The following is an 11,217-nucleotide window of genomic DNA, read 5'->3' as shown; positions in this document are numbered from 1 at the left end:
ATGTTCTAGCTCATTTTTGCTTAATCATTCCTATTAGTTCTTCTTCTAATTCCCTAGCAGTTTCGGTTATCCTTCCAACTAGTTTTTCTATATCGCCCAAATAGGATAGACTTCTAATATGCGTCGATTTTATTATCTCTGTACGGATCTCATCCAAATAGTCCAAAGTAGTTGTATCTAGATCTTCATGATCAAATGACACAACAGGCATCGGTGTCTCATTAACCTCAATTAGGCCGTGAATATACGAATACTTGGCTAAATTAATGAGAGCATCATCACGACTAATTAGTTTTGGTCTTAAAATACCTCCAATATTTTGCATAAAACTCAATTGCAAGAATCTTAGAAAAAATAAATCCCAACAAGAAGTTAATATTGCACCCAATGGATCTTTGGAACCAAACTTGAGCAAGCTTTGTGCATTATCATTCTTCTTAGAATTTCCTAAGAAATAATCTACAGCCAGTGAAAACTCTACAGCATGAAAAATGCTGACCTTATTATTCATAAAGTCTATAAACTCTCTAAATAGTTTGAATTTATCAATCTTACTTTTTCTATAGTTCAACAAATGAATCTTTAGAATGATTGTGTAACTACCGAGTAAGAGAGGATTCGATTTTAAATGAGGAATCATTGTTTCGGTAAATGTTACTTTTTCTCTCGTAACAAAATCGTTATACGGAACACCGTTAGACTGGCTATGCTTTATGATCCTTTCTCTATCCCAAGTATTGATGTTGTTTAATGCTAACTCTAACCTGTTAAACTGAGGAAGATTTAGAGAACCTAAAGCTCTATCCCAACATGCCTCTTGCATAGCAAGCCCTGGAACTTTATCTTTATTTATCGTTTCCAACAAAAAGCGAGTAATTGCAGCATTCACCTCACTTTTCAATTTATGAGGGTTGTAATAAAACTTTTCAAGCATTATTGCTGTTTGTGTGTCAAGAATTAGAGATATTGGTTCATAATCAGTATCCTGAAAAACTCCGATGTAGCAAAAGTAATTGTATTTGTCATATTGGATGTTCCTACTCATTTTGACTCCTTTTCATGAAAGTTAATGGAATATAAAAATTGATAAAGAGATTCGATCTATGTATTATGAATCAGCAAATGTAATTCTTTTAAAGCCATAAGACTCAATTTTCACTCGATCTTCTCTCTTTAATTTTGGAACAGCCCAGACCAATGAATACTTTGCTCTTGTACTTGCAACATAGCCTATCCTCCCCGATTCTACTTCTTTTTCGACCCACTGCTTCCAATGGCCGCTTCCTTTATTACGAAGACTTGAAACCACCAGTACACTATCAAAATCTTTTCCTTTTACCGAATGGATAGTGTTAATTGACAACAGATTTAAATTGTCTATTGTGTTATAGGTAACGATTTCACTCTTAGCAGTGCCACGGGGAGCGATTAATTTAGTTAATTTGCTAAAGTCTCTCTTTTCGCCATCATAACTTTTTAATGAATGATACGACTCTTCCAATATATTAATAAAGTGCTTGTTAAAATTTTTGTACCAGGCAGTATATCTAACATTTTCGAATTTCACTAAATCATCAATTACTGAACATCCTTCCAAAAAATCCTTAATAAAAATTCTCCATCTATAAACGGAATCAATTGCACTAGGGCAATGATAATTTTTTTTAGTTTTTGCCCCCCCAAACCACCTTTGCATGTGCTTACTTGCTAGTTCTAATGCTAACAATCGTGACTTGGGTGTATTATAAATCCAAAGTTGTAAAGCATCTAAAATCGGATGTTTACTTTCTTGGGAATTTGTTTCTAGCTCTTGTTTTAATGATTGTTGCCTTACCAAAATGGCCGATCTGTCAAAAGAAATGTTAACCTCTTTAAGGAAGTCTAAATATTGTTGACTGACTGTGGATAAATCGCTATATTCTAAATAGCAAACACTTCTATCACCTAACTTGTCATCTGCTCGTCCACGAATAGGCAATGTTATACCTAATAATTGATTAGATGTATTTACTATGGAATGACAGCTTCTAAAATTATCTGTTAAGTAACACTTTTGGAAATTAGATAAATATTCTTTCGTTATTTCAGGATTTGCATTTTTAAACTCATAGATCGACTGATTAAGATCTCCAATGAAATGGAGAGTAGCACCATTAGCTTTTAATTGATCAAGGATATTAATTTCAATCCTGGATAAATCCTGACATTCGTCTATGAGAATGACAGGGAATCGTAATGCTAGTAGTAAAGCGATATTGGGATTTTTCTTCAAGACTATATATGCTATATTATTTATATCTTCAAAGTTAGCAAACCCATCCTCCAAAAAGTTTCTTTTAACCTTTTTTATTTCATTTTTTATATAATCGAACCCTAATGAATGACTATTACCGCTCTTCTCCCGATAATTTTGAATGAATTCTTGAACTCCGGCAGAATCATAATATTCTTTTAATGAAACCTTGTGGTTTTCAGAATGATAGATTATCAAATCATTAATATTGTAATCATAATAAAGTTGGTTAGCATAAGAGTATTGCTTTGATGGATTAATGTTTGTATATGGGAGTTCATATTTTTTTAACCAGTGATTATTGAAAATATCCAAATTTTTATCTATTAATCTATACGAAGTGTCACCATCCCTATTTTTATGTTTGAAATATTTGGAACCGAAGCTTTGCGCAATAAATCCATGAATAAATCCTGATAAAGTTCCGATATAGTGAGGATATAATGAGGTTAAACCAGAAAACTTTTCTACTCGTTCTTTAATAGTATCCGTAGCCTCGTTAGTAAATGTGAGTACAGCAAGTCCCTTATTCTTGGAATTCCACATACTAATTTCATATGCAGTTTTCATTCCAACAACTTCGGTCTTCCCACTTCCTGCACAAGCTTCTAAGTATATATTTTCAGTGATAGAAGAAAGAACATATTTTAACTGTTGTTCCGTTTTTTCTTTTACTTTAGTTTGAATCAAAGAAATGTATGAGTAATTTGCTTGTTTATTTTTACTCAGAGTGTTTATAATTTCTTGCTCCATTTCTTTCCTATTCATCTATTTCGATGCCCCCACATGCCCAAATTATAGCTCTTTTTATGTATTCAGGAATAACCATTAATTCACTAATTTTAGCGTAAACATCTATTAGATTTGACCTTGTTTCATTTATACTGTCCATGTGTCGGTTAATTTTTAACTCCAAATAATCCGTTAGCTCCTGCGCATAAATCCCTTTACCAACCTCGTCAACATCAATATGTTTAAAAATATATTCCGCATCTTCTTTTAATAATTGAACATTTTCTGGGTACTGATTGTTTCTAGAACAGATTGTCATACAATGTCCTTTAACTGTTCCTTCTAAAGGCCACAGATCATGAAGAACTTTTGCCATTTGACTTGTATTTCCTTCTATTGCTAAATCATATTCAAAAGTTTTTAAAGGAGAGTGATACAAGCGTCCCCAATTACTCTTAGCAATATCATCAATTAGTTGTAGTGCACTATTTGCTCCTGAAGGTGATTCACCAGGAAGAGGAAAGGTATCCACACTTCTGGTTATAGGCTCATTATTTTTATCTTTTTTTAATTCCCCATGTTTATCATAGACAAATTCTTTGAGCTTTGGTGGATCATTATCCGTAATTCCAGAACAATTAATAGGTAAATGTACTTTACCAGAGGAACCATCGCAATTTGCAAACAGCTTCATAAAGTGTTTGAAATTTATACCGTTAATGTTAACTGTAGAAACGCCCGCCTCTTCTAAAGAATTTGGTAATATTTCTTTTATGTCAGCTAGAGCTTTTTTATTATATTGCGCCAATACGATTTTAGCGAACGTAGGGATAAGCATCGCTTCGCTGATACCCTCAACAAGGATAATACCTTTTGAAAATAACAAAGTGGATTTCGTCACATCTAACCATCGATTGATATAGTTCTTGCTACTTTCACCTAAATCGATATCCTTTAGTACAGTCGTAATGATTGCGTCACCTTTTTGGATAACATGAATTAAATTATCAATTTTTATAGAAGAAGCAAGCACTGGTGAATGTGTAGTAATAACAACTTGTATATTTTCGAGGGTACGGCTTATTTCTTCTAGGTATTTTATAAATTTAACTTGAAGCTGAGGATGTAAATGTGCTTCCGGTTCCTCTATTAATAGAACCGTCATCATATTATTATCTTTTAGCAATTCAAGCTCTGCAAAAACAGTTGCTATGTATAACAAATTATTGTATCCCAAACTATTAGTAGCGATATCCCTGAACTTATCCGGATTGCTCTCCTTAATCCCAGGGAAAAAGACCATTTTTATACTTTCAACAATTTTATTGAAGGTCGTCTCAGCAAACTGTAGATTTATACTCTGTCCAAGACGTTGTCCTAATGTTTCCTCTAATTTAGCATTGATATTCTGCTTCGCAATTTCAATTTCATTGTATTTTTTATCAGCGTTACTTGTTATTTGCTCGTTAAAGCTTTTAACGCTCTGTACAAGTTCATCTTTTTTGTCTCCATACTGTTTTTTTAATAATTGTGCTAACCTCGATCTTTTCCCATTAACCAGTTTTTCCTCTGCATCCCTAAGAGGTGGTAGGTAGATACAATCAATACATTCAAATGTCTCCTCTTCGAATATGCTCGATTTAGAGACTCCGCCCCAAATTTCTTTTTTAAAGTAACCTTTTCTATTAGGATTTGAGCTTACTTCTAAGTGTAATTGGGCGTTAAAATCCGCATCGCACCATGTAAGAAATGTAACTTGTTCATCTGGACTAAGAGAATCAAATGTTAGATCAATTTTAATATTAGGAGCCGAGTACTTCTTATCTAATGAAACATAAAAATCATCTTCATTTATATTCATATATGAAAACTCGTTTTCGCGTAAGATAAGTCTTAAAGCATTAACGATTGTCGTTTTACCTGAGCCATTTTCCCCAACCAGTACATTGAGTCCTTTATGAAGCTTTATTAAAGATTTTTCTTTAGAGTTCTTATATCCTGTAATACTCAAACTAGATATATGCACGCTTGAATGCCTCCTTCAATTTATTAGTAACTTAAGAACTACTTCATGACTGAAACCCAAGTAAGCAACATCTTAAGGTGTAAAATTCGACAACAAGCCTCATATCCCTTCCAAAATTACCGAAAAATTGACAACATTTTCTTAGGAAGCCTAACATCACTTTTGTTACACTTGTGCAAGTTTATCTAAAATAATCTCATGAAATTTTATGGTGACTTATGGAAAAAAAACTACCGTTTAGTAAAGAACAAATCAAGCGGGCGAACAGCATTAACCTAATCGAATTCGCCAAATCTCATGGCTATATCCTCGAAAATGGCGGCCGCCGCGCGCTTCATGCGAAGCAAAGTGGCGGTCTTTACTTTTTCCGGGACAGTAACAAATTCTATCACTTTTCAACAGACACCCGCGGCGGTCCCATCGACTTTGTGATGCATTTTATGCGGATGGACTTTAAAGAGGCGGTTGCGTGTTTGTTAGAGACCGACGTACCTCAACATCAATCTGTTCCTTCCCTTCCGAAACATTCCGGAAAGTTGCAGCTCCCGGATAAAGCACCCAACTATAGACGTGTTGCCTGGTACCTGATCCATGCCCGGGGCATTGAACCGGAAATCGTCTCCCGCTTAATGCTCGAAAAAAAGCTGTACCAGCAGGATAAGACCGGAAATTGCGTCTTTGTCGGGTACGATCAGGAGAGATCGGCCAAATACTGTTCCCTGCGCGGCACCTGGCCGGAGCGACCTTTCAAACAGGACCTACCTTATTCGGACAAGAGCTATCCTTTCCATATTTACGGAACCAGCCGAAAGGTTTATGTTTGTGAAAGCCCGATCGACGCTATGAGTCATGCCACCTTGTCGAAATTGGACGGGCGTGACTGGAACGAGGACCATCGTATTTCGCTTGGTTGTTTATCTGATCTGGCCCTAGAACGCTTCTTGGGGCATCACGACATTACGGAGATCATTTTTTGCTTGGACAACGATATAAACGCCACCTTTCATGACGGCAGCCCGGCTCCCAATTGGGGGCAAGAAGCTGCCTTTAAATTTGCCAATAAATATGCCAAGCTTGGATATATAACTTCTGTGGAAACCCCTGAAATTAAGGATATAAATCAGGAATTACGCGCCCTTAGGTATTTAATAGAAAGAGAACGAAAACGGGGATTTGAGACAGAAGACATTCTTGAAATGTAAGAAGTGGCTTTCTCGTGTGAAACAGAGACGCCATATCAATTCGATTAATCAAAACGGAATTAGCTTCACTTTTATCACTGTTCTCGTGTATTTAAATTTTCTAGTTTGGTTCTCTTGCAAGCGCCGTCTGACATTGGCTTTCTGTCGGACTCCTTAAAATTGGAGCCCCCTCTATAGTAGGTTATTGAGCAGAATGAGTAACTGTTCCCTTTTGTCCTTCCACTCTTGATCTTGCTCGATGTTATACTCCGAAAATCACATATTAAATGAAATATCTGGTTGAGAAGACGTATGTTTGATGCTACCATAAATAATATGGAATTATTTTATACAAGGTTCTTAAAGAGCAATTCAGTAGATCAAACTAACCAATCTTACTGCACTTGGGGATTAAATAATCATGAGGTTTATGTGAATGGCCTGGTGAGTAAGAAACTAATCCTAGCCTCTTGAATCGCATGAATCGCATGGATTAAGTAAAGTAAATACTTAAATTCAACGAGGTGGGAAAATGTCATTTGATTTTAGTCAATTTTTCAATAAACCAACCGGCCCAAAAGAAACACATCCCATAAAAATATACGACAATTTGCCTAAAGGTAAAGTTAACGATTTATGGCGGGGACAGTATCTTGCGCTCGATGAATTACACCACGTATTAGAGCAGCGCAAAAAACATGTCGCCGTCATACTAAATACTGGTGGTGGCAAAACAGTTATTGGACTATTGGAAGGTCAGGCAATAACTAATCGTTCTTTAGATAGAGTTTTTTACTTGTGTGGCTCTAATCAACTTATTGTTCAAACAGCCCAAGCTGCAGAAAGATTAGGACTTTCAGTAGCTACATACTATAACAGAAATATGATTAATGAGCTTGAATTTAATACTGGAGAAATTCAATGTTTAACTAACTATCAAACACTATTCAATGGGAAGAATACAAGATTTCTCAGAGACATCGAAGGCATAATTTTTGATGATTCACATGTTGCATCTCATATTATAAGAGAAAACTTTACTCTTCATATTCCTGAATCTGAATTTCCAGTTACTTACTCTACATTAGTTGGACAAGTACGTAAGTACTTTGAGTCCATCCACCGTGGACCTGAATTCGATCAAGTCGTCACTTTCAAAGATGATCCAAGTATACTGTTCATTCCACTTTTTGTCTGGAAACAAGCTGTAAATCGTATAATTGAATCTCTTACAAATGAAGGTGTTACAACAAAGAAAGTTTCAATGTTTGCCTGGGAACATCTGCGGAACAATTTAGATCTTTGTGTTGCATTCCTTAGTTCTGATAGCATTGAGATTTCACCGTTCCTGCCACCAATCAATAATTTGCCATTCATGTCGCCATCTGTTACTAAAGTTTTTTTATCTGCAACTGTACAGGATAAACCAGAGTTTGTTCGTACTTTTGGCTTCTTGCCTGATGCATACATTGAGCCTAAGACAAGCGCTGGGGAGTCTGAACGCCTTATCGTTACCCCTTATGTTAATCCTGCTCTTAAGTCAGCTATGTTTGATTATATTGTCTGGTTATCACAGTACCAAAAAATCCTTGTAATTCCAAAAAGCGAACCTAGAGCTAAGCGCTGGCGTGAGCATGAAATGACCTTTTCATCGGACGATTTTACACTTAGAGTAGAAGAGTTCAAAAAAGCACAAAATGGAATTTTGGTTGCCCCTGCTCGTTTTGAAGGCATGGATTTCCCCGGAGATACATGTCGTTTCCTTGTTGTTGATGGATTGCCATCAGGAACAGGAAGCATGGAGAAATTTTTGTGGAATAATTTAGGGGAAAACAAATTTCTTCAAGGAACTGTAGCTTCACGTTTAATTCAGGCTATGGGTAGGATCTCAAGAGGCAATGATGATTATGGCGTCGTCTTTTTACTGGGGGATGATATTGGAGATTGGATCACTAGGGGGAGTAATCGAAAAGTAATCCCAGCGTATACCCGTGCTCAATTAGAACTGGGAGAACAACTAACCAAAAGCATCTCTAATATTCAAGATTTACATAAATTGATAATGTCAGTTGTAGCTGTACCAAGGGACCTTGGATGGACATCAGTCCACACAGCGAGAATACAGCCTCATTCTGTGGTGAATGAAAAATCATTTGAAACAAATACAACTGATGAACAAGACTATAGTATTAAAGTTGCTTTTGCAGAACGAAAGTTCTTAGAACATCTATGGGATCGCGAGTATCCACAAGCAGCGCGCGCACTTGAAGAACATTTGGATACACTTTTTAACCAAGACAAAGCTCTTGCCTCCTGGCACGCACATTGGTTAGGTTATGTCCATCTTTTAGGTGGTAATACGTCAGCCGCTGAAAGATACTTTAATAGGGCTTCAAGTGCTTTTAGAGTACTCGGGAAAATTAATCCAGATTCTGTAACCACCTATGCTCCTCCTGTAATTTTTGGAGATTCTCAGGGTGAAAGAATAGCGAGTGTCCTTAGCGAGCGAGGGGATTTCAATTATGGATCATTTAGCGAGATGCAAGATCGACTATCCCCTCTTTTCAGTGAAAAGAGTACAACAAATCAGTACGAAGAAGCCTTGTCCTGGTTAGGCAAATACTTAGGATTTGCCTCCAATAGGCCAGACTCAGAAACAGGTGGCCGCGGCCCTGATATATTTTGGACCTCACCAGAAGTGGATATTTTAATTGAAAGTAAAGAAGAGAAAAAAGATACATCATTCTATTCGAAAAGAGATGTTGGTCAAGCCTTAAATCATAGTGAATGGTATAAAGAAGAATTTCCTGAATCAAGTCGTCAATATAAATTATTGATTGTAGGACCAATTATTCCTTCACATCCAACTGCCAGTCCTGGACAACAGATGCACATATGGACTCCTCAAGAGATTTCTGCGTTAGCACATCGAATATCTACTTTACTGTTTGACGCATATAGCAAAAGTGATAACGCTACTTATTCTGCAACATTAAACAAACTGCTAGAGGAAGCTGGATTGACATATACGAAATTGTACGAAGCTCTACCTGATCGCCCAATACAAAGATCATAGATAAAATAATCCCGTTCTTTTGAACGGGATTATTTTATCTAAATCTCGAAAAGTAATTTTGTTTCCTACACTTTTCTAAAAAACTGCATTATACAATGACTTTTCATAAATTCTTTTCTTCACTTTCTATTAATCGATTTAAATAGTCCTCTGAGATGTGTGGCTTTACACGATTTGAAATAATCTTCTGAAACTCTTTATGGATCTTTATCCCTTTATCCTCTCCAAAACACTCAACAAATGGGTTCTTATTTACTTCGTGTGTGGTTATAAAAATTCTCTTCAAATCCTTATCCATTGTACCAAATAAAAACACTTCGTTAGATCCACTATCTTCCCAATATAGCGTACTCCAAAAAGACAAATAAGTTAGATCCCACGCCTGATTTCTACACTTCTTAAATATCTCATCAGTTTGCTTAGTATTAATTTGTTTAATCTTCCGTGAAAACAATAGGCACGCATAGATTAAGGTATATTGACAAAATAAAAGATTATCATTGTTCCACTTAATAAACTCAATCATTTTTTCAGTATTATTCAATTGTTGATCTGCCAAAAGTAATGTTATGTGCAACATTTCTGCATAATGCATTTTATAATGATCGTTCTCAACGTTAAACGTATAAGAATTCAAATCTTTAGAAAGTGTAATTGGTGGTATGGTATTTTTAACTCCTAAGGCAAGGTCTAACCATTGGAGTGGTGAATAGAAATCAAATATTTCAAGAAAAATATTATTTTCTTTGCTGGCCTTTAAATTATCTTTCAAATTGTAGGCATACTCATTAAGTGCAATTCCTGCGGTAATTCTTACTCCATTAAATTCGGCCCAAAACATAATACTCCCAACTACTTTGAGTAGATAATTATCGTTAAGAGTACCTTGAATACACAACTCTATAAGCTTGGTAAGGATGTTTCTATCCAAAATTAATATATAGTCCCTGCCATAATAATTTGTAAAGTCAGGTGTTCCTTCTGGTGAAATCTTAGGATGAAAAATTAGCTTGTTTTGAATGAGAAACATTGTTACATCTTTTATGTGACGATCGGATATTTCAATCAAACGCATATGTCCACCCAATTTTTATATTCTCACTAACTGATTTTTCTGTTTACAATTTCTGCATTCATCCAACATCTGAAAGACTAGCGAACGGAACCTTGAAATTAAAACGATTTTGAACGCAGTATTAAAGAATCCAATTCTCTTCTATGGCAGTCAGTATATAGATATCCACTTCCGCAAAAACAATGAGCATTAATTTGTCCACCTTGATAAATATAGTTTTGTAAAATCGAACCGAAAGATTCCAAATTACGATATACTCTTGCTTCCTCGCCTTTTAATGTACTTTTATAGACAAATGCTCTATCACCTTTATTTCTGATTCTAAAAAGTGCTTTGTGAATATCAATGATATCATTGACTAAGGGATTATCTGTGTTGTTAATTCGAATATTGTCTATTTGCGCTCCATTATATAAAACGTTATCGTCCTGAATAAACAAAATTGATTCAACATGTGGGTTCTTGGGGGTTATATCCAACAAATTTCCATCATGTGATTTCCAAATTCCATGAAATTCTGCCTCACAAATAAGAGGGGTCTTCCATATTTGCCATCCAAATACGATGCTTCCCCCATCTAATTTGACTTTTTTCTCGACGTTAGGAAAACATTCATTAAGCAACGCGTAAGACTCCGAAACCACAGGAATGTAAATTGGTTCATATTTTGAATTGATTTTTTTTAGTATTCTCTTTACTTTGATATCATTTAAATCAGGCACCAAATGGGTTGCTCCTTTCGGAAAAATAGGTTTACCCAGATATTGCTTTTAACAAGATTATTCTGAATTCACGATATTACCAATATTCGTGATGTGACTAATCTTTTCCTTC

The 11,217-nt window shown here is 35.5% G+C and carries 7 protein-coding genes; 2 read left to right on the top strand and 5 right to left on the bottom strand.

Annotation, left to right across the window (positions count from 1 at the left end; genetic code table 11):
• Positions 1 to 10: 10 nt before the first annotated feature.
• From ACE5KN_RS24840 to ACE5KN_RS24830, 3 genes are all read right to left on the bottom strand, one after another.
• Positions 11 to 1,045, bottom strand: coding sequence for a hypothetical protein (locus ACE5KN_RS24840; protein WP_375527405.1), 1,035 nt, complete (start codon positions 1,043 to 1,045; stop codon positions 11 to 13).
• A 63-nt stretch (positions 1,046 to 1,108) separates the two neighbouring features.
• A complete protein-coding gene (locus ACE5KN_RS24835) occupies positions 1,109 to 3,061 on the bottom strand; it encodes a UvrD-helicase domain-containing protein (protein WP_375527404.1) in 1,953 nt (650 codons plus the stop codon).
• A complete protein-coding gene (locus tag ACE5KN_RS24830; protein WP_375527403.1) occupies positions 3,054 to 5,051 on the bottom strand; it encodes an ATP-dependent nuclease in 1,998 nt (665 codons plus the stop codon). The genes ACE5KN_RS24835 and ACE5KN_RS24830 overlap by 8 nt, the downstream gene beginning before the upstream one ends.
• Positions 5,052 to 5,269: 218 nt before the next feature.
• Here ACE5KN_RS24830 and ACE5KN_RS24825 point away from each other — a divergent pair, with 218 nt between their 5' ends.
• Complete coding sequence (locus ACE5KN_RS24825) at positions 5,270 to 6,253, top strand: DUF3991 domain-containing protein (RefSeq protein WP_375527402.1); 984 nt, start codon at positions 5,270 to 5,272, stop codon at positions 6,251 to 6,253.
• A 511-nt stretch (positions 6,254 to 6,764) separates the two neighbouring features.
• Complete coding sequence (locus ACE5KN_RS24820; RefSeq protein WP_375527401.1) at positions 6,765 to 9,308, top strand: helicase C-terminal domain-containing protein; 2,544 nt, start codon at positions 6,765 to 6,767, stop codon at positions 9,306 to 9,308.
• Positions 9,309 to 9,411: 103 nt separating this feature from the next.
• Here ACE5KN_RS24820 and ACE5KN_RS24815 read toward each other — a convergent pair whose 3' ends face one another.
• Positions 9,412 to 10,383, bottom strand: coding sequence for a hypothetical protein (locus tag ACE5KN_RS24815; protein ID WP_375527400.1), 972 nt, complete (start codon positions 10,381 to 10,383; stop codon positions 9,412 to 9,414).
• Between the two features lie 98 nt (positions 10,384 to 10,481).
• Positions 10,482 to 11,108, bottom strand: coding sequence for a hypothetical protein (locus ACE5KN_RS24810; protein WP_375527399.1), 627 nt, complete (start codon positions 11,106 to 11,108; stop codon positions 10,482 to 10,484).
• Positions 11,109 to 11,217 lie beyond the last annotated feature (109 nt).

It is taken from the genome of Paenibacillus terreus (genome assembly GCF_042138595.1).
GTDB classification, from domain to species: domain Bacteria; phylum Bacillota; class Bacilli; order Paenibacillales; family Paenibacillaceae; genus Paenibacillus; species Paenibacillus terreus.
This window is presented reverse-complemented; position numbering and strand designations above follow the sequence as displayed.